General features: G+C 65.8%; 17 protein-coding genes and 1 tRNA gene. All 18 read left to right on the top strand.

Features of this window, described 5'->3' with window-relative positions; all coding sequences use genetic code 11:
• Positions 1-99, top strand: a 99-nt coding sequence (locus B5Y19_RS25275) for an EF-Tu C-terminal domain-related protein (RefSeq protein WP_139384565.1), incomplete at its 5' end; no start/stop codon positions are given.
• Between the two features lie 192 nt (positions 100-291).
• Entirely contained in the window at positions 292-1,191 is a 900-nt protein-coding gene (locus tag B5Y19_RS25270; protein WP_055729735.1) for a dihydrodipicolinate synthase family protein, read from the top strand.
• A gap of 61 nt (positions 1,192-1,252) precedes the next feature.
• Positions 1,253-1,328, top strand: a tRNA-Trp gene (locus tag B5Y19_RS25265).
• A 57-nt stretch (positions 1,329-1,385) separates the two neighbouring features.
• The gene (locus tag B5Y19_RS25260; protein WP_055729736.1) at positions 1,386-2,117 is read left to right on the top strand and encodes a class I SAM-dependent methyltransferase; all 732 of its coding nucleotides are present in this window, start codon (positions 1,386-1,388) and stop codon (positions 2,115-2,117) included.
• Positions 2,118-2,280: 163 nt separating this feature from the next.
• Positions 2,281-2,472 (top strand): preprotein translocase subunit SecE, encoded by a 192-nt coding sequence (secE, locus tag B5Y19_RS25255; RefSeq protein ID WP_055729734.1) that lies wholly within the window; start codon positions 2,281-2,283, stop codon positions 2,470-2,472.
• A gap of 14 nt (positions 2,473-2,486) precedes the next feature.
• On the top strand, positions 2,487-3,020 hold the full coding sequence (gene nusG / locus B5Y19_RS25250) for a transcription termination/antitermination protein NusG (protein WP_055729733.1): 534 nt from the start codon (positions 2,487-2,489) through the stop codon (positions 3,018-3,020).
• 105 nt (positions 3,021-3,125) lie between these two features.
• Complete coding sequence (locus B5Y19_RS25245) at positions 3,126-4,739, top strand: methyl-accepting chemotaxis protein (RefSeq protein WP_055729732.1); 1,614 nt, start codon at positions 3,126-3,128, stop codon at positions 4,737-4,739.
• Positions 4,736-5,350 (top strand): cytochrome b, encoded by a 615-nt coding sequence (locus tag B5Y19_RS25240; RefSeq protein ID WP_055729731.1) that lies wholly within the window; start codon positions 4,736-4,738, stop codon positions 5,348-5,350. Before B5Y19_RS25245 ends, B5Y19_RS25240 begins: the two co-directional genes overlap by 4 nt.
• A gap of 156 nt (positions 5,351-5,506) precedes the next feature.
• Positions 5,507-5,938: a 50S ribosomal protein L11 gene (gene rplK / locus B5Y19_RS25235; RefSeq protein WP_055729730.1), complete on the top strand. Its 432-nt coding sequence runs from the start codon at positions 5,507-5,509 to the stop codon at positions 5,936-5,938.
• A gap of 13 nt (positions 5,939-5,951) precedes the next feature.
• On the top strand, positions 5,952-6,650 hold the full coding sequence (rplA, locus tag B5Y19_RS25230) for a 50S ribosomal protein L1 (RefSeq protein WP_047577919.1): 699 nt from the start codon (positions 5,952-5,954) through the stop codon (positions 6,648-6,650).
• 516 nt (positions 6,651-7,166) lie between these two features.
• Positions 7,167-7,682, top strand: coding sequence for a 50S ribosomal protein L10 (gene rplJ, locus B5Y19_RS25225; RefSeq protein ID WP_055729729.1), 516 nt, complete (start codon positions 7,167-7,169; stop codon positions 7,680-7,682).
• Between the two features lie 48 nt (positions 7,683-7,730).
• The gene (gene rplL, locus B5Y19_RS25220; RefSeq protein WP_055729728.1) at positions 7,731-8,114 is read left to right on the top strand and encodes a 50S ribosomal protein L7/L12; all 384 of its coding nucleotides are present in this window, start codon (positions 7,731-7,733) and stop codon (positions 8,112-8,114) included.
• A gap of 251 nt (positions 8,115-8,365) precedes the next feature.
• Entirely contained in the window at positions 8,366-12,487 is a 4,122-nt protein-coding gene (gene rpoB / locus B5Y19_RS25215) for a DNA-directed RNA polymerase subunit beta (RefSeq protein ID WP_055729727.1), read from the top strand.
• 110 nt (positions 12,488-12,597) lie between these two features.
• Positions 12,598-16,782: a DNA-directed RNA polymerase subunit beta' gene (gene rpoC / locus B5Y19_RS25210; RefSeq protein WP_055729726.1), complete on the top strand. Its 4,185-nt coding sequence runs from the start codon at positions 12,598-12,600 to the stop codon at positions 16,780-16,782.
• 426 nt (positions 16,783-17,208) lie between these two features.
• A complete protein-coding gene (gene rpsL / locus B5Y19_RS25205) occupies positions 17,209-17,580 on the top strand; it encodes a 30S ribosomal protein S12 (RefSeq protein ID WP_055729725.1) in 372 nt (123 codons plus the stop codon).
• Positions 17,581-17,653: 73 nt separating this feature from the next.
• Complete coding sequence (rpsG, locus tag B5Y19_RS25200; RefSeq protein ID WP_055729724.1) at positions 17,654-18,124, top strand: 30S ribosomal protein S7; 471 nt, start codon at positions 17,654-17,656, stop codon at positions 18,122-18,124.
• A gap of 33 nt (positions 18,125-18,157) precedes the next feature.
• Entirely contained in the window at positions 18,158-20,233 is a 2,076-nt protein-coding gene (gene fusA, locus B5Y19_RS25195; protein ID WP_055729723.1) for an elongation factor G, read from the top strand.
• Between the two features lie 44 nt (positions 20,234-20,277).
• A partial coding sequence (locus tag B5Y19_RS25925) for a GTP-binding protein (RefSeq protein WP_131860583.1) occupies positions 20,278-20,372 on the top strand: 95 nt, incomplete at its 3' end.

The following is a 20,372-nucleotide window of genomic DNA, read 5'->3' as shown; positions in this document are numbered from 1 at the left end:
CTGATCGCCCCGATCGCGATGGAAGAGAAGCTGCGCTTCGCCATCCGCGAAGGCGGCCGCACCGTCGGCGCCGGCGTCGTCGCCTCGATCATCGCCTGATCGACGTCACGCACAGTGAATTGGGGAAGGGCGGTGGTGACACCGCCCTTTTTCTTTTGGGCGGGTCCTTAGCGCCCATGCTTTGGGTGCAGGGGCGGCTCCAGCTGCATGGGCTGCTCGGGAAGGCCATTCCATGCTCTCAATCGCTGCGAGAGAGCGGACCAGCCGCTCCCGTCGTGGAGGAGCCTGCCCATGTCGTTCAAGCCGCCCTTTCCGGGCATCCACTCGATCGTCTTCGCGCTGTTCGACGAGCATGAGCGGCTCGACCGGGCGGCGATGCGCAAGCAGGCGCAGATCAGCGTCGATCTCGACGTGCAGGGCATGGCGGCGCTCGGGCTCGCCACCGAGGTCTCGAAACTGAGCTTCACCGAACGCTGCGCGGTGATGGAATGGATGGCGGAGGACGTGGCCGGGAAGAAGCCGCTCGCCTTCACGATCTTCGGCTCCTCGGTGGCCGAGCAGGTCGAGCTGGTCAAGGTTGCCGAGAAGAACGGTGCCGACTGGGTGATCCTGCAGCCGCCGATGGTCGGCAGCTTCGGCGCGGCCGAATATATCCGCTTCTTCGGGCGCATCGCCGACACGACCTCGCTGCCGGTCGCGATCCAGAATGCGCCGGCCTATATGGGGCGCGGCCTCTCGGCCGAGGACATCCGCGAGCTGACGCGCCGGCATCCGAACATCAGCTTGATCAAGGGCGAGGGCTCTGTGGTCGAGATCGAGCGGCTGATCGCGGTGACCGAGGGCCGGCTGCCGATTCTCAACGGCCGCGGCGGGCTCGAGCTCATCGACAATTTCCGTGCCGGCTGCATTGGCATGATCCTGGCGCCCGATACGATCGACCACGCGCTGCGAGCCTATAATCGCTACCGGGCCGGCGACGAGGCCGGGGCGGAGGCCGCCTATCGCGAGGTTCTGCCGGCGATCACCTTCATCATGCAGTCGATCGAGACGCTGATCTGCTACGGCAAGCGCATCTTCGGCGCCCGGGCCGGCATTCCGATCCATGACCGCGGGCCGGCGCTCCGGCCCACCGAATTCGGGCTGAAGCTGGTCGAGCGCTATGCCCGCGAGCTCGGCCCTTACAGCAAATGAGGACGGCGCAAGATTTCGACTTGAAATGCGCGGCGCCTTGGGGCACATGACGCGCACCTGCAGGGGTATAGCTCAGTTGGTAGAGCGGCGGTCTCCAAAACCGCAGGTCGCGGGTTCGAGCCCTGCTGCCCCTGCCAGTCGTCCCGCTGGCGACTGACGATGCGCCCGATGCCAGGCAGGTTGGCGAGGCGCCGATGACCCAGAACATCTACGACGACGAAACCTTCTTCGCTGGCTACAGCCAGCTGCCGCGCTCCGTGCACGGGCTTGAAGGCGCGCCCGAATGGCCGGTGCTGCGGGCGATGCTGCCGGATCTGCGGGGCAAGCGCGTGCTCGATCTCGGCTGTGGCTTCGGCTGGTTCTGCCGTTTCGCCGTGGGCGAGGGCGCCACGAGCGTGCTCGGCGTCGACGTCTCCGAGAAGATGCTGGAGCGGGCACGGCGCGAGACGGACGATTCCCGCATCGCCTATGAGCGCGCCGATCTCGAAGGCTTCACGCCGCAGGCCGGGAGCTTCGATCTCGCCTACAGCTCGCTCGCCTTTCACTACATCGCCGATCTCGCCGCCCTGTTCGGGCGCATCCAGGCTGCGCTGAAGCCGGGCGGGGCGCTGGTCTGCTCGGTCGAGCATCCGCTGATGACAGCGCCGCGGCGGCAGGAGTGGCTCTGCGACGCCGATGGTCGTGCGGCCTGGCCGGTCAATGGCTATCTCGACGAGGGTGACCGCGTCAGCAACTGGTTGGCGGAGGGCGTGGTCAAGCGCCACCGCACCATCGCGACCTATCTCGACCTCCTGCTCGGCGCCGGTTTCCAGCTGGCGAAGCTGGTGGAATGGGCGCCGAGCCCGCAACAGGTCGCGGCCGAGCCGAGCTGGGCGAAGGAGCGAGAGCGCCCCTTCTTCCTGCTGATCGCGGCGCAGCGCGGCTGAAGCCTACGGCCCGAAAGGGTCTTGGCTAACGGCGCGGAGCGATGTAATACGATGCCCACGACGGCGCGCGACCCACCCCGGGTCCCGCGCCGCGAATGTTTCAGGACGGCCGATTCGGTGCCGCGGCTGGGGTCGCGAGCCGGTTCGGAACCCGAGGTGGTTCATGGCGAAATCCAATCCCTTCCAGTTCCTGCAGGAGGTGCGCTCCGAGGCGTCCAAGGTCACCTGGCCTTCGCGCCGCGAGACGCTGATCACCACGGGCCTCGTGCTCGCGATGGTGGTCGTCTCCAGCCTGTTCTTCCTCTTCACCGACACCGTCATCCGCTGGGTGCTCGGCCTCATCCTCGGCGCTTGAACGGAATTACGAACGTGAGCACCCGCTGGTACATCGTCCACGCTTATTCCAACTTCGAGAACAAGGTCGCGCAGTCGATCCGCGACCAGGCGGCGCAGCGCAACCTCGCCGACAAGTTCGAAGAGGTGCTGGTGCCGACCGAGAAGGTCGTCGAGGTCCGCCGCGGCCGCAAGGTCGACACCGAGCGCAAGTTCTTCCCGGGCTATGTGCTGGTGAAGTGCGAGATGACCGACGAGGTCTACCACCTCATCAAGAACACCCCGAAGGTCACCGGCTTCCTCGGGGCCGACAAGGCCAAGCCCATGCCGATCCCGGAACATGAGGCTATGCGGATCAAGGGGCAGGTCGCCGAGGGCATCGAGCGCCCGAAGCCGACGGTGGTCTTCGAGGTCGGCGAGCAGGTCAAGGTCGCCGACGGCCCCTTCGCCTCGTTCAACGGCGTCGTCGAGGATGTCGACCACGCCCGCGCCCGCCTCAAGGTCGCGGTCTCGATCTTCGGCCGCGCCACGCCGGTCGAGCTGGAATACGGCCAGGTCGAGAAGCTCTGAGGAGCCGACAGGGCGGAGCGGATCCTGGATCCGCTTCCGCTAGGTTAATCGGCTTTTAACTCAACTGCTCCAACGCTTTGCGTCTCTCCTTCGACGCAGGGCGCGATGTTTCCCAGTTTCTTCAAGGCCACGGTTCGCCAGCGCCTGACGCTGTGGGCCCTGATGGTCGGCATTCTGGCCGCGCTGTTCGGCGCCGCCGAGGTCATCGGCTCGGTGAAGCTTGCCGGGTTCGCGCGGGCGATCGCCGCCCATAGCGGGGCGACGAGCCTGCTCTCGGATACGGATGCCGCGTATAGCCGGATCGTGGTGGCGATCGTCTCGGAAGGCGACCGGCGCGGCCTGGCGGACGATGTTGCGGGCATCGCCGCGGCGATGGACGCCGTCGCGGCCCGCACGGAGGGCGAGGTTTCGGCCCGGGCCATAGAGGCGGCCGCCGCCCTGCGCGAGTTCTCGTCGAAGCTGGAAGGCGACACGGCGACGCTGCGCGAGGCCTTGCGCAAGGTCGTGGCGCAGCGCAACGAGCTGCGCGTCGTGCTGAACGGGGCCGTCGCCGGCGTCAGCGAGGCGTTGGGCACCCATATCGAGAGCGCCCGGCGGAACACGTTGCTCCTGGCCGCCCTCGGCCTGTTCCTGGTCACCCTGATCATCAGCTTCGAACACCGCTGGCTGGTGCGGCCGATCGCGACCATGGCGACCGCCCTGGGCGCGCCCGGGCAGGATGCCGCCTGGGTGAGCAAGCTCGCCCGCCGCGGCGATGAGATCGGTACGCTCGGGCGGGCGCTCCGTGCCCATCTCTCGGATGAGAGCGAGCGGCGGGAAGCTGCGCGGGAGCGCCTGGCCTCGCTGGCCGAAGAGGTCGAGCGGCAGGAGATGTGGCGTGCCTGCGGGCAGGCCTTTCAGGAGCAGATCGCGTGCATCGCCACCGCGCTCGAAACCCGCGCCGCGCATATGACGAGCGCTTCGAACGAGCTCTCCCAGCTTTCGGGCTTCGTTGACCAGCACGCCGGCGCGGCGGCGCTGTCGAGCCAGCGCGCGGCGAGCCATGTCGACCAGATGTCCCTGTCGCTCACGGAGATCGCGGGGCTGCTGGCCACGACGGCGAGCGAGGCGCAACGGACGACCGGCATCGCGGATGCGGCCAAGACCCTGGTCGAGGAAGCGACCGAGGACGGTGTTCTGCTGCGCGAGGCCGTCGGTTCGATCTCGGCGATCGTGACGCTGATCAGCACGGTCGCCAATCAGACCAACCTGCTCGCGCTCAATGCGACGATCGAGGCGGCGCGGGCCGGGGAGAGCGGGCGCGGCTTCGCCGTGGTCGCCTCCGAGGTGAAGCAGCTCGCCAACCGCACCGCCGAGGCGACCGAGCAGGTCCGGCGTGGGCTTGATTCGATCGGCACCGCCGCAGAGCGGATCACCGGGCGCATCGGCGCGCTGGTCGCTTCGGTCGACGCCGTGGAGGCGGCTGCCGGTTCGATCGCCGAGCTGGCGCGCAAGCAGGACGACACCTCGCGCGCGATCAGCGCCGGCACCGCGCAGGCCGCCGGCGACGTCCGCGGGACGGCCGAGCAGGTCGAGCAGGTGGCCGGCATGATCGAGGATTGGCGCCAGACCACCGAGCGGATGGCGCAGGCATCGCTCGATATCGACGGTCAGGCTGCGGCCCTGCGGCAGGCCGTGGACGGCTTCATGAACGACACACGGGCGATGCGCCGCGCATGACGAGGTCGATCGAAACGCCGGGCACAGCCCCGGACGGTGGCCAGGGCGAACGAGGCGGCGAGCATGGCTTTCCGTTCATCGCCAGGCTGCTGCACTGGTCGACGGCTGTGCTCGTCCTGGCCTTGTTCGCTGTCGGCATCGCCATGACGAGCCTCGGAACCGGCCGGTGGGCGGCGGCCCTGCATACGCTGCACAAGACCGTCGGCGTGTTTCTGTTCGTCCTCGTGGCCCTGCGTCTGGGCTATCGCGTCGTCGCGCGTCTGCGTGGCCGATGGGCGCGAGCCGCCGGGGGCAGGGTGATCCACCGCGTGCTCTACGGGCTGCTGCTGGTGGTGCCGCTGCTCGGCCTGGCCGGTGTATCGGACTTTGGCGGGCGGGCCATTTATGGCGGCATCGAGCTCCCGGCGATCTGGCCGGAAGGGGCGGGATATGCCGATACGCTGTTCCGCAGCCACGCCGTCCTCGCCTTCCTGCTCGTCGGGCTGGTGACGGTGCATATCTGCCTTGCGCTCGACGAGTATATCCGCCAGCCACAGAGGGCCGAGCCGGCGCAGGCGGCGCTCGGCGGGGCGGGGAACTCCTCTTCCCTTCCCGGCCGGGATGTGTCATAGGCCCGGCCTCAACCGCGTGGGAGATGCGCCGGTCGCCAACCGGACAACCGTATCGCACCACGCACTGCAACCACCCCGGCCCCGGCGGAGAGCGTCGGCAGGCAGGGGCGTCGTCGTTCCGATCAGGCACCGGGGCGGACGGCAGGAGCAGCCATCATGGCGAAGAAGATCACGGGCTACGTGAAGCTTCAGGTTCCGGCGGGCGCGGCCAATCCGTCGCCGCCGATCGGTCCCGCGCTCGGTCAGCGCGGCCTCAACATCATGGAATTCTGCAAGGCCTTCAATGCGAAGACCCAGCAGATGGAAAAGGGCATGCCGATCCCGGTGATCATCACCGCGTATCAGGATCGCTCCTTCACCTTCGAGATGAAGCAGCCGCCGGTCTCGTACTTCCTCAAGAAGGCGGCCGGTCTGACCTCGGGTTCGAAGACTCCGGGCCGCGGCGGCGCCGCCGGCAAGGTCACCGCCGCGCAGATCAACGAGATCGCCGAGAAGAAGATGGCCGATCTCAACTGCGACACCGTTGAAGCGGCTGCGGCCATGATCCGTGGTTCGGCCCGCTCGATGGGCCTGGACGTCGCGGGCTGAGGGGAGGCTGACAATGGCACATGTCGGAAAGCGCGTCGTCAAGGGCCGTGAGGGCATTGACCGCACCAAGCTGTACTCGCTCGACCAGGCTGTCACGTTCATCAAGGAGCGCGCCAACGCCAAGTTCGACGAGACTGTCGAGATCGCGATGAATCTCGGCGTCGATCCCCGTCACGCCGACCAGATGGTCCGCGGCGTCTGCAACCTGCCGAACGGTTCGGGCCGCACGCTGCGCGTCGCCGTTTTCGCTCGCGGCGCCAAGGCCGACGAGGCCAAGGCCGCGGGTGCCGACATCGTCGGCGCCGAGGAGCTGGTCGAGACCGTCCAGAAGGGCGAGATCAACTTCGATCGCTGCATCGCGACCCCGGACATGATGGGGCTCGTCGGCCGTCTCGGTAAGGTGCTCGGCCCGCGCGGCCTGATGCCGAACCCGCGCGTCGGCACCGTCACCATGGACGTCACCGCCGCCGTCGCCGCCTCGAAGGGCGGTTCGGTCGAGTTCCGCGTCGAGAAGGCCGGTATCGTCCACGCCGCCGTCGGCAAGGCCTCGTTCTCGGCCGAGAAGCTCTCGGAGAACATCAAGGCGTTCGTCGACTCCGTCGCCAAGGCGAAGCCCGCCGGCGCCAAGGGCACGTACATTCAGCGCGTCGCCCTGTCGTCGACCATGGGCCCGGGCGTCAAGATCGAGCCGAACACCGTCATCGGCGGCTGATAGGCTCTCGGGAAGCGCGGCCGGGCAACCGGCCGCTCACCCGCTCTTGACTTCGTGAAGTCAAGAGCCCACTTGGCAGAAGCAGGCGAAGGCGCTATACGCACGCCTGTTTCCATGAGTGAAGGGGCTCCAGCGTGCGCGGCACGAAGGGGTCCGTTCGCGTTTTTCGGCGGGTTTCCGCTGAAGAATGGGTGTTTCAGGGTCGGAGGAGCGATCTTTCGAGCCGGAATCATCCAGTCCTGTCTGAGACTGCAGGTGCCTTCCCGGATCCGTCCGGGAGCATAATTTCGCCAAGAGGCCTGCATAGACGGTGCAAGAGCTTAGTCCCGGGTCGCAAGATCCGGAAAAGACGGTTCGAACCATCTCGCCCGGTCGCGGCCTCGTTTGGGGTTCGGGAGCGGGGACAGGGCACCAAGCGTCGCTTCGCGGGGCGCCGGTGTCAACCGGGGTTCCAGGAAGCGACACGTGCAACCGGCGGCGAGCCCTCAGGCTTGTCGCCTACCGGAGAGAGCCCAAGTGGATAAAGCGGCAAAGCAAGATGCCGTCGCGTCGCTGAACGGCGTGTTTTCGAGCACGTCGGTCGTCGTCGTGGCCCACTATGCGGGCTTGACCGTGGCCCAGTTCCAGAAGCTTCGTCGCGAGATGAAGGCGAATGGCGCCACTGTTAAGGTCGCAAAGAACCGCTTGGCCAAGATCGCTCTTGAAGGCACCGACGTCGCGTCCATCAGCAACCTGCTGACGGGTCCCACCCTGATCGCTTATTCCAACGATCCGGTCGCGGCGCCGAAGGTCGCCACCGCTTTCGCCAAGGACAACGACAAGCTCGTCATCCTGGGCGGCGCGATGGGCAAGACCGCCCTGAACCCCGATGGTGTCAAGGCCCTGGCCACGATGCCCTCGCTCGACGAACTGCGTGCCAAGCTGGTCGGCCTCATCCAGGCCCCGGCTACGAAGCTCGCGCAGCTCACGAACGCGCCCGCCGGCAAGCTGGCTCGCGTGGTTCAGGCCTACGCCGACAAGAATGCGGCTTGAAGCCAGCAAACCCTTATCGTTCGAACCTCTTAAGACAGGAAGTTAACCATGGCCGATCTCGCCAAGCTCGTCGACGAGCTGTCGTCGCTCACCGTTCTCGAGGCCGCTGACCTCGCCAAGATGCTCGAAGAGAAGTGGGGCGTTTCCGCCGCCGCCGCCGTCGCCGTTGCGGCTGGCCCGGCTGCCGGCGGTGGCGCTGCCGCTGCCGCTGCTGAAGAGCAGACCGAGTTCACCGTCGTTCTTGCCGCCGCCGGCGACAAGAAGATCGAGGTGATCAAGGAAGTCCGCGCCATCACCGGCCTGGGCCTCAAGGAGGCCAAGGACCTCGTCGAGGGCGCTCCGAAGCCGCTGAAGGAAGGCGTTGCCAAGGACGAGGCCGAGAAGCTCAAGAAGACCCTCGAGGCCGTTGGCGCCAAGGTCGAGCTCAAGTGAGCCAGGGCCGGCTGATGCCGGTCCGACCGTAGTCAAGATCGACAGTCCCGGGGCGGCTACGCCTCCGGGGCTGTTGCGTCGTTTCCGCGCCGGTGCGCGGGAGTTGTTGCTGAGGTCCGCCGCAACCTAGCGGCGTGGCCTCGATGGAAATGCAGGTCGGCGCGATGCGGCGCCGAACGGCTCACCCGGCGGCCTTAGGTTGTCGCCGCGGACCACCGGGTGAGCCGTCCGAAGAGATTGCGAGGAACAACATGGTCAATTCGCTCCAGGGTCGCAGGCGCGTCCGCAAGTTCTTCGGCAAACTCAAGGAAGTGGCGCAGATGCCGAACCTCATCGAGGTTCAGAAGGCGTCCTACGACCAGTTCCTGATGGTCGACGAACCCAAGGGCGGCCGGCCCGACGAGGGTCTTCAGTCCGTCTTCAAGTCGGTCTTCCCGATCGGCGATTTCTCCGGCGCCTCGCTGCTGGAGTTCGTGAAGTACACCTTCGAGCCGCCGAAATACGACGTCGACGAGTGCCGCCAGCGCGGCATGACCTTCTCGGCGCCGCTCAAGGTGACCCTGCGCCTGATCGTGTTCGATATCGACCCGGACACCCAGGCGAAGTCCGTCAAGGACATCAAGGAGCAGGATGTCTACATGGGCGACATGCCGCTCATGACGGACAACGGCACCTTCATCGTCAACGGCACCGAGCGCGTCATCGTTTCGCAGATGCACCGTTCGCCGGGCGTGTTCTTCGACCACGACAAGGGCAAGACCCATTCCTCGGGCAAGCTGCTCTTCGCCGCGCGCATCATCCCCTATCGCGGTTCCTGGCTCGACATCGAGTTCGACGCCAAGGACATCGTCTATGCCCGCATCGACCGGAAGCGTAAGATCCCGGTCACCTCGCTGCTGTTCGCGCTCGGCATGGACGGCGAGGAGATCCTCAACCGCTTCTATAACCACATCAATTACACCAAGGACGCCAAGGGCTGGCGCGTTCCCTACGACGCGGAGCGCATGAAGGGCTTCAAGGCCACCGAAGACATGATTGATGCCGACACCGGCGAGGTCGTGGTCGAGGCCGGCAAGAAGCTCGTCGCCCGCACCGCCCGCCAGCTCGCCGAGAAGGGTCTCAAGTTCCTGCGCGCGCAGGACGAGGACCTGTACACCCAGTACATCGCCGAGGACCTAGTCAATCCGGCGACGGGCGAAGTCTACGCCGAGGCCGGCGAGGAGATCACCGAGAAGCTGCTGAAGCAGCTGACCGATGACGGCTTCGACGAGATCCCGGTGCTCGACATCGACCACATCACGGTCGGCCCCTACATCCGCAACACGCTGAACGTCGACAAGAACTCGCGCCGCGAGGAAGCCCTGTTCGACATCTATCGCGTGATGCGCCCGGGCGAGCCGCCGACGCTCGAGACCGCCGAGAACATGTTCCAGTCGCTGTTCTTCGATCCGGAGCGCTACGACCTCTCGGCCGTCGGCCGCGTGAAGATGAACATGCGCCTCGACCTCGATGCCGAGGACACCGTGCGCATCCTGCGCAAGGAGGACATCTTCGCCGTCGTCAAGGCGCTGGTCGACCTGCGCGACGGCAAGGGCGAGATCGACGACATCGACCATCTCGGCAACCGCCGCGTCCGCTCGGTCGGCGAGCTCATGGAGAACCAGTACCGCCTGGGCCTCCTGCGCATGGAGCGCGCCATCAAGGAGCGCATGTCCTCGGTCGATATCGACACGGTCATGCCGCAGGACCTGATCAACGCCAAGCCGGCGGCTGCAGCCGTGCGCGAGTTCTTCGGCTCCTCGCAGCTCTCGCAGTTCATGGACCAGACGAACCCGCTCTCGGAAGTCACGCATAAGCGTCGTCTTTCGGCGCTTGGCCCGGGTGGTCTCACCCGTGAGCGCGCCGGCTTCGAGGTGCGCGACGTGCACCCGACGCATTACGGCCGCATCTGCCCGATCGAGACGCCGGAAGGCCCGAACATCGGCCTGATCAACTCGCTCGCCACCTTCGCGCGGGTCAACAAGTATGGCTTCATCGAGAGCCCGTATCGCCGCATCCGCGACGGCAAGGTCACGGACGAGGTGATCTATCTCTCGGCGATGGAAGAGGCGAAGTACAACGTCGCCCAGGCGAATGCCGCCGTCGACGGCGAAGGTCGCCTGACGGACGACCTGATCGTCTGCCGTCGCGCCGGCGAGGTCATCGTCACCCCGGTCGACAAGGTCGACTTCCAGGACGTGTCGCCGAAGCAGCTTGTCTCGGTCGCCGCGGCGCTGATCCCGTTCCTCGAGAACGACGACGCGAACCGCGCGCTGATGGGCTCGAACATGCAGCGCCAGGCGGTGCCGCTGGTTCGCGCCGATGCGCCCTTCGTCGGCACCGGCATGGAAGCGGTCGTCGCCCGTGACTCGGGCGCTGCGATCGCGGCCCGCCGCGGCGGCATCGTCGACCAGGTCGACGCGACCCGTATCGTCATCCGCGCTTCGGACGAGATGGATCCGACGAAGCCGGGCGTCGACATCTACCGGCTGCAGAAGTTCCAGCGCTCGAACCAGTCGACCTGCATCACGCAGCGTCCGCTGGTGCGCGTCGGCGACGTCGTCAAGAAGGGCGACATCGTTGCGGACGGCCCGTCGACCGAGTTCGGCGAGCTCGCGCTCGGCCGCAACGTGCTCGTCGCGTTCATGCCGTGGAACGGCTACAACTTCGAGGACTCGATCCTTCTCTCCGAGAAGATCGTCTCCGAGGACGTCTTCACCTCGATCCATATCGAGGAGTTCGAGGTCATGGCCCGCGACACCAAGCTGGGCCCTGAGGAAATCACGCGCGACATTCCGAACGTTTCGGAAGAGGCGCTGAAGAACCTCGACGAAGCCGGCATCGTCTATATCGGCGCGGAAGTGGCGGCGGGCGACATCCTCGTCGGCAAGATCACGCCGAAGGGCGAAAGCCCGATGACCCCGGAAGAGAAGCTCCTGCGCGCCATCTTCGGCGAGAAGGCTTCGGACGTGCGCGACACCTCGCTGCGCGTTCCCCCCGGCGTGCAGGGCACGATCGTCGAGGTCCGCGTGTTCAACCGCCACGGCGTCGACAAGGACGAGCGCGCCCAGGCGATCGAGCGCGAGGAGATCGAGCGTCTCGCCAAGGACCGCGACGACGAGCAGGCGATCCTGGACCGCAACACCTTCGCGCGTCTGGCCGAGATCCTGACCGGCAAGACCGGCCTCGCCGGACCGAAGGGCTTCAAGAAGGACACGGTCATCACCCGTGAGGTGATGAGCGAGTTCCCGCGTTCGCAGTGGTGGCTGTTCGCGACCGCCGAAGACTCGCTGATGACCGAGATCGAGGCGATGCGGAAGCAGTACGACGAGTCGAAGAAGCGCCTCGAGCAGCGCTTCCTCGACAAGGTCGAGAAGCTGCAGCGCGGCGACGAGCTGCCTCCGGGCGTGATGAAGATGGTCAAGGTCTTCGTCGCGGTGAAGCGCAAGATCCAGCCGGGCGACAAGATGGCCGGCCGCCACGGCAACAAGGGCGTGGTCTCGCGCATCGTGCCGGTGGAGGACATGCCGTTCCTCGAGGACGGAACCCATGCCGACATCGTGCTGAACCCGCTGGGCGTGCCTTCGCGCATGAACGTCGGCCAGATCCTGGAGACGCATCTGGGCTGGGCTGCCGCCGGTCTCGGCAGGCAGATCTCGCAGGCGCTCGACGCCTACAAGAAGACGAACGACTTCAAGGCGCTGAAGGCCTCCTTCGACGCCGTCTACGAGGACAACGAGATCATCGCCTCGATGGACGAGAACGAGCTCGTCGAGATGGGTCAGAACCTGCGCCGCGGCGTGCCGGTGGCGACGCCGGTCTTCAACGGCGCCAAGGAGGCCGATATCGAGCGGCTGCTGGAGCAGGCAGGGCTGCACTCGTCGGGTCAGTCGACCCTTTATGACGGGCGCACGGGTGAGCCTTTCGACCGTAAGGTCACGATGGGCTACATCTACATGCTCAAGCTGCACCACCTCGTGGACGACAAGATCCACGCGCGTTCGATCGGCCCGTACTCGCTCGTCACCCAGCAGCCGCTGGGCGGCAAGGCGCAGTTCGGCGGCCAGCGCTTCGGCGAAATGGAGGTCTGGGCGCTCGAGGCTTACGGCGCCGCCTACACGCTGCAGGAGATGCTGACCGTGAAGTCGGACGACGTCGCCGGCCGTACCAAGGTCTACGAGTCGATCGTGCGCGGCGAGGACAACTTCGAGGCCGGCATCCCCGAGAGCTTCAACGTTCTCGTCAAGGAGATGCGGTCGCTCGGCCTCAATGTCGAGCTGATCAACAACAAGGTGAAGCCGGGCGAGTTGCCGCCGGCCGAGGCGGCTGAATAAGCCGTTAACCAAGCCTTGGGTACATGCCGGCGGCATTGACGCCGCCGGCCGACGGAATTGACCAGCCGGGCAGGGCGGCCTTAGCCCCCGCCGGCGGAAGGAGACAGGCGATGAAGCAAGAGGTCATGAACCTTTTCGGCCAGCAGCCGGTCCAGCAGGCCTTCGACGCGATCAAGATCTCGATCGCGAGCCCGGAGAAGATCCTGTCCTGGTCCTATGGCGAGATCAAAAAGCCCGAGACCATCAACTACCGCACGTTCAAGCCGGAGCGTGACGGCCTGTTCTGCGCGCGCATCTTCGGGCCGATCAAGGACTACGAGTGCCTGTGCGGCAAGTACAAGCGCATGAAGTTCAAGGGCGTCATCTGCGAGAAGTGCGGCGTCGAGGTCACGCTCGCCCGCGTCCGGCGCGAGCGCATGGGCCATATCGAGCTCGCCGCTCCCGTCGCGCATATCTGGTTCCTGAAGTCGCTGCCCTCGCGCATCGGCCTGCTGATGGATATGCCGCTCAAGGATCTCGAGCGCATCCTCTACTTCGAAAGCTACGTCGTCATCGAGCCGGGCCTGACCCCGCTCAAGGACCGTCAGCTGCTGTCGGAGGAGGAGTACGTCCGGGCTCAGGAGGAGTACGGCGCGGACACCTTCACCGCCATGATCGGCGCGGAAGCCATCCGCGAGATGCTGCGCGCGCTCGACCTCGACCAGATCAACGCCGATCTCAAGCATGAGATCGCGACGACGACGTCGGAGCTGAAGCCCAAGAAGCTGATGAAGCGCCTCAAGATCATCGAGGCCTTCCAGGAGTCGGGCAACAAGCCGGAATGGATGGTGATGACCCAGATTCCGGTCATCCCGCCGGATCTGCGCCCGCTCGTGCCGCTCGACGGCGGCCGCTTCGCGACCTCGGACCTGAACGACCTCTATCGTCGCGTTATCAACCGCAACAACCGCCTGAAGCGCCTCATCGAGCTGCGTGCGCCGGACATCATCATCCGCAACGAGAAGCGGATGCTGCAGGAGTCGGTCGACGCCCTGTTCGACAACGGCCGCCGCGGCCGCGTCATCACGGGTGCCAACAAGCGCCCGCTGAAGTCGCTCGCCGACATGCTGAAGGGCAAGCAGGGCCGCTTCCGCCAGAACCTGCTCGGCAAGCGCGTCGACTACTCCGGCCGCTCGGTCATCGTCGTCGGCCCGGAGATGAAGCTGCATCAGTGCGGCCTGCCGAAGAAGATGGCGCTCGAGCTGTTCAAGCCGTTCATCTATGCGCGCCTCGACGCCAAGGGCTACTCGACCACGGTCAAGCAGGCCAAGAAGCTCGTCGAGAAGGAGAAGCCCGAGGTCTGGGATATCCTGGACGAGGTCATCCGCGAGCATCCGGTGATGCTGAACCGGGCGCCGACGCTGCACCGCCTCGGCATCCAGGCCTTCGAGCCGGTGCTGATCGAGGGCAAGGCGATCCAGCTGCACCCGCTGGTCTGCGCCGCCTTCAACGCGGACTTCGACGGCGACCAGATGGCCGTGCACGTTCCGCTGTCGCTCGAAGCGCAGCTGGAAGCGCGCGTGCTGATGATGTCGACCAACAACATCCTGCACCCGGCGAACGGCCAGCCGATCATCGTGCCGTCGCAGGACATCGTGCTCGGCCTGTACTATCTCTCGCTCGTCTCGGACGGCGAGCCGGGCCAGGGCAAGGCCTTCGGCGATTTCGGCGAGCTCGAGCACGCGCTGCACGAGAAGGTCGTGACGCTGCACTCGAAGATCAAATATCGCTGGACCGGCGTCGGCCATGACGGCAAGCCGTACACGAAGATCTACGACACCACGCCCGGCCGCGTGATCCTCTCGACCGCGCTGCCGGAGCATCCGGCCGTGTCCTTCGATGTCGTCAACAAGCTGATGACGAAGAAGGAGATCTCCGGAATGATCGACGCCGTGTATCGCGGCTGCGGTCAGAAGGAGTCGGTGATCTTCTGCGACCGCGTCATGGGGCTCGGCTTCAAGCACGCCTTCCGCGCCGGCATCTCCTTCGGCAAGGACGACATGGTCGTGCCGGAGAACAAGTGGCAGATCGTCGACACCACCCGCGCGCTCGCCAAGGACTACGAGCAGCAGTACCAGGACGGCCTGATCACGCAGGGCGAGAAGTACAACAAGGTCGTCGACGCCTGGGCGAAGTGCTCCGACAAGCTCGCCCAGGAGATGATGGCCCGCATCTCGACCGTCCAGAAGGACGAGAACGGTCGCGACAAGCAGATCAACTCGATCTACATGATGTCGCATTCGGGCGCCCGTGGTTCGCCGGCGCAGATGCGCCAGCTCGCCGCCATGCGCGGCCTGATGGCCAAGCCGTCGGGCGAGATCATCGAGTCGCCGATCATCTCGAACTTCAAGGAAGGCCTCGACGTTCTCGAGTACTTCAACTCGACCCACGGCGCCCGTAAGGGCCTCGCCGACACGGCGCTGAAGACGGCCAACTCCGGCTATCTCACCCGTCGTCTCGTCGACGTGGCGCAGGACGCGATCATCTCCGAGACCGATTGCGGTTCGGACAACGGCATCAAGATGCGCGCCATCGTCGATGCCGGCCAGGTCGTGGCCTCGCTCGGCGTGCGCATCCTGGGCCGTTCGGCCGCCGAGGACGTGACCGACATCGACGGCAACGTCCTCGTGCCGAAGGGCACGATGATCGAGGAGAGCCATATCGAGAAGATCAACGCCGCCGGCATCCAGGAGGTGAAGATCCGCTCGGTGCTGACCTGCGAGACCAAGAACGGCGTCTGCGCGACCTGCTACGGGCGCGACCTCGCCCGCGGCACGCCCGTCAACATGGGCGAGGCCGTCGGCGTCATCGCGGCGCAGTCGATCGGCGAGCCGGGCACGCAGCTCACCATGCGTACCTTCCACATCGGCGGCGCGGCCACCATCGCCGACCAGTCCTTCGTCGAGTCGAACTTCGAAGGCACGGTCAAGATGCGCAACCGCAACGCCGCGCGGAACTCGGATGGCGACCTCATCGCGATGGCGCGCAACATCGCCATCGTGATCGTCGGGCCTGATGGAGCCGAGCGCGCGGTGCATCGCGTCCAGTTCGGCTCGAAGCTGCGGGTCGACGAAGGCGACAAGGTCAAGCGCGGCCAGCGCCTGATCGAGTGGGATCCCTATTCCCGCCCGATCCTGGCGGAGGTCGACGGCAAGGTCGGCTTCGAGGACCTCGTCGACGGCATGTCGATGACCGAGACGACCGACGAGGCGACCGGCATCTCCAAGCGCGTCGTCATCGACTGGCGCGGCTCGGCCCGTACGGCCGACCTCAAGCCGGCGATCACGGTCATCGGCGCGGACGGCAAGATCGCGAAGCTCGCCCGTGGCGGCGATGCCCGCTACATCCTGCCGGTCGACGGCATCATCTCGGTCGAGCCGGGCTCGACCGTGAAGGCCGGCGACGTGCTGGCGCGCGTCTCGACCGACTCGGCCAAGACCCGCGACATCACCGGCGGTCTGCCGCGCGTCGCGGAGCTGTTCGAGGCACGTCGTCCGAAGGATGCGGCGATCATCGCCGAGAAGGCCGGCGTCATCGGCTTCGGTAAGGACTACAAGAACAAGCGTCGCGTGACGCTGACGCCGCATGACGGCTCGGACGGGGTCGAGTACCTGATCCCGAAGGGCAAGCACATCCATCTCCAGGACGGCGACGTCGTGGAGGTCGGCGACTACATCCTCGACGGCAACCCGGCCCCGCACGACATCCTGGCGATCAAGGGCGTCGAGGAGCTGGCGGCTTATCTGGTGAACGAGATCCAGGAGGTCTATCGCCTCCAGGGCGTCGGCATCAACGACAAGCACATCGAGGTCATCGTCCGGCAGATGCTGCAGAAGGTCGAGATCACCGAGTCCGGCGACAGCGACATCCTGACCGGCGACCAGGTCGACCGGATCGAGCTGGAAGAGGTCAACGCGAAGCTGCGCGAGGAGGGCAAGAAGCCGGCTTCCGGCGTGCCGGTCCTGCTCGGCATCACCAAGGCCTCGCTGCAGACCCGTTCCTTCATCTCGGCAGCGTCGTTCCAGGAGACCACCCGCGTCCTCACCGAGGCGGCGGTCAACGGCAAGTCGGACCTGCTCGAGGGTCTCAAGGAGAACGTCATCGTCGGCTCGCTCATCCCGGCCGGCACCGGCGCCCAGGTCGCCCGCATCAAGCAGGTGGCGACTCGCCGCGACGATCTCATCGTCGGCCAGAAGGCGGATGCGGCGGCGAAGGCCGCTGCCGAGGCCGCGGCCGTCCTGCCGGCCGCCGAGTAAGGCTCGGCGCCACGCAACGATCGGAAAGGCCGCCCCTGCCGGGCGGCCTTTTTCTTGCGCGGAAGCTAGCATGGGGCCGCAGCTGGCCCGATCTCCGCGAAACCTCTGCTTTTTCGGTGGTTTCGGGCTTGACGCGAATCTCCCGTTGAGTCATAAGCGCGCCACTGTCGACGGCTGTCGGACACGTTTGTCGCTCGCGCTTGGTTCGCGATCGAGGTTCGCGACCGAAACTCCGTCGGAATTCCAGCGTCGAACGACGACATGGCAGGACGCATGAGCGCAGGTTTTCCTGTGTTCCTCTGCATGCAAGCGCGCCTGAGGCCCCTGATGGGCGCCGATGGCGCGGCTTCGTTTATGCCGTGGCTGCGATCGAGCTGGGAGATTGACCAGGGAATTTCCAAACGCTCAGTGGGGCGAGAGGCCAGAATGCCGACAATCAGCCAGCTCATCCGCAAGCCGCGGTCGCCCGTGAAGGTGCGCAACACCGCTCCGGCGCTCGAGTCGTGCCCGCAGAAGCGCGGCGTCTGCACGCGCGTCTATACGACGACTCCGAAGAAGCCGAACTCGGCGCTTCGTAAGGTCGCCAAGGTTCGCCTGACCAACGGTTTCGAAGTGATCGGCTACATTCCGGGTGAGGGGCACAACCTCCAGGAGCACTCGGTCGTCATGATCCGCGGCGGCCGCGTCAAGGACCTTCCCGGCGTGCGCTACCACATCCTGCGCGGCGTCCTCGATACGCAGGGCGTCAAGAACCGCAAGCAGCGCCGTTCGAAGTACGGCGCCAAGCGTCCGAAGTAATTTTCTGCCAGACCGGCGGGGTCTACCGACCCGAGCCGGTCCGCAGCGTTCCAGATTGACCGGAGACTAGACGATGTCCCGCCGCCACAGTGCCGAAAAGCGCGAAGTTATCCCGGACCCGAAGTTCGGTGATATCGTCGTGACCAAGTTCATGAACTCCGTGATGTACGAAGGCAAGAAGTCGACCGCTGAGCGGATCGTCTACGGTGCCTTCGACATCATCGAGGCGAAGACCAAGAGCGAGCCGCTCGGCGTCTTCAAGTCGGCGCTGGAGAATGTCGCTCCGGCGATTGAGGTTCGTTCCCGCCGCGTCGGTGGCGCGACCTACCAGGTCCCGGTCGAGGTTCGCTCCGAGCGCCGCCAGGCGCTGGCGATCCGCTGGCTGATCGCGGCCGCTCGCAGCCGCAACGACAAGACGATGGTGGAGCGCCTGTCGGCTGAGCTGATGGATGCCGCCAACAACCGCGGCAACGCTGTCAAGAAGCGTGAAGACACGCATCGGATGGCGGAAGCCAACCGCGCCTTCTCGCACTACCGCTGGTAAGCGGCGCGGTTTCTCGAAACACAGAGCACGATCATGGCCCGTTCCCATCCCATCGAGCGCTATCGCAACTTCGGCATCATGGCCCACATCGATGCGGGCAAGACGACGACGACCGAGCGCATCCTGTTCTACACCGGCAAGAACCATAAGCTGGGCGAGACCCATGACGGTTCGGCCACGATGGACTGGATGACGCAGGAGCAGGAGCGCGGCATCACCATCACGTCCGCCGCGACGACCTGCTTCTGGCGCGACAATCGCCTGAACATCATCGACACCCCCGGCCACGTCGACTTCACCATCGAGGTCGAGCGTTCGCTGCGCGTGCTCGACGGCGCCGTCTGCGTTCTCGACGGCAACCAGGGCGTCGAGCCGCAGACCGAGACCGTCTGGCGCCAGGCCGACAAGTACGACGTTCCGCGCGTCGTCTTCGTCAACAAGATGGACAAGATCGGCGCCGATTTCTATCGCTGCGTGCAGGACATCATCGACCGCGTTGCCGGCAAGCCTGTCTGCCTGCAGATCCCGATCGGTGCGGAATCCGACTTCGTCGGCGTCATCGACCTGATCAAGATGAAGGCGATCGTCTGGAACGGCGAAGCGCTCGGCGCGTCCTACGAAGAGAAGGACATCCCGGCCGACCTCGCCGACAAGGCCGTCGAGTACCGCTCGAAGCTCGTCGAAGCCGCCGTCGAGATGGACGACGCTGCGATGGAAGCCTATCTCGAGGGCACCGAGCCGGACGCCGACACGCTGCGCCGGCTGGTTCGCACCGCGGTTCAGCGCCGTGCGTTCCATCCCGTGCTCTGCGGCTCGGCCTTCAAGAACAAGGGCGTGCAGCCCCTGCTCGACGCCGTCGTCGACTTCCTGCCGTCGCCGGTCGATCGTGGCGCGGTCGATGGCATCGACTTCAAGACCGAGGAGCCGACCACTCGCAACCCGAGTGATGCGGATCCCTTCTCCATGCTCGCCTTCAAGATCATGGACGACCCGTTCGTCGGCACGATCACCTTCTGCCGCATCTATTCGGGTAAGATCGAGACCGGCGCCTCGGTGCTGAACTCGACCCGTGACAAGAAGGAGCGCGTCGGCCGCATGCTGCTGATGCATGCGAACAACCGCGAGGACATCAAGGAGGCTTATGCCGGCGACATCGTTGCCCTGGCCGGCCTCAAGGACGTCCGCACCGGCGACACGCTCTGCGATCCCGCTCAGGCGGTCATCCTGGAGCGCATGGAGTTCCCCGAGCCGGTCATCACGATCGCGATCGAGCCGAAGTCCAAGGCCGACCAGGAGAAGCTGGGTCTCGCTCTGTCGAAGCTCGCGAACGAGGATCCGTCCTTCCGCGTGTCGACCGACCAGGAGAGCGGCCAGACCATCCTGAAGGGCATGGGCGAGCTGCATCTCGACATCAAGGTCGACATCCTGAAGCGCACCTACAAGGTCGATGCCAATATCGGCGCGCCGCAGGTTGCCTATCGCGAGACGCTGACCAAGAAGGCCGAGGTCGACTACACCCACAAGAAGCAGACCGGCGGTACCGGCCAGTTCGCCCGCGTCAAGCTGGTGATCGAGCCGAACGAGACCGGCAAGGGCTTCGAGTTCGAGTCGAAGATCGTCGGCGGCGCGGTGCCCAAGGAGTACATCCCGGGCGTCGAGAAGGGCCTGAACTCGGTCATCGGTTCCGGCGTGCTCGCCGGCTTCCCGGTGGTGGACGTCAAGGTCTCGCTGATCGACGGCGCCTTCCACGAGGTCGACTCGTCGGCTCTCGCCTTCGAAATCGCGTCGCGCGCCGCGCTCCGTGAAGGTCTGCAGAAGGGCGGCTCCGTGCTGCTCGAGCCGATCATGAAGGTCGAGGTCGTGACCCCGGAAGACTACACCGGCTCGGTCATCGGCGACCTGAACTCGCGTCGCGGCCAGATCCAGGGCCAGGACATGCGCGGCAACGCCGTCGTGATCAACGCGATGGTTCCGCTGGCGAACATGTTCGGCTACGTCAACCAGCTGCGTTCGTTCTCGCAGGGCCGCGCGAACTACACGATGCAGTTCGACCATTACGAGCAGGTTCCGTCGGCGGTCGCCGCCGAGGTCCAGGCCAAGTACGCCTGACCAGAACCTTCGACTGAACACTGAGAGATTGAACGGAGGCTACGATGGCCAAAGAGAAGTTTTCGCGGACGAAGCCGCACTGCAACATTGGAACGATTGGTCACGTTGACCATGGCAAGACGTCGTTGACGGCTGCGAT

This window comes from Allobosea thiooxidans (assembly GCF_900168195.1).
Taxonomy (GTDB): Bacteria; Pseudomonadota; Alphaproteobacteria; order Rhizobiales; family Beijerinckiaceae; genus Allobosea; species Allobosea thiooxidans.
Note: the sequence above shows the minus strand (reverse complement) of the source record. Positions and strands in the feature narration are given on the sequence as shown.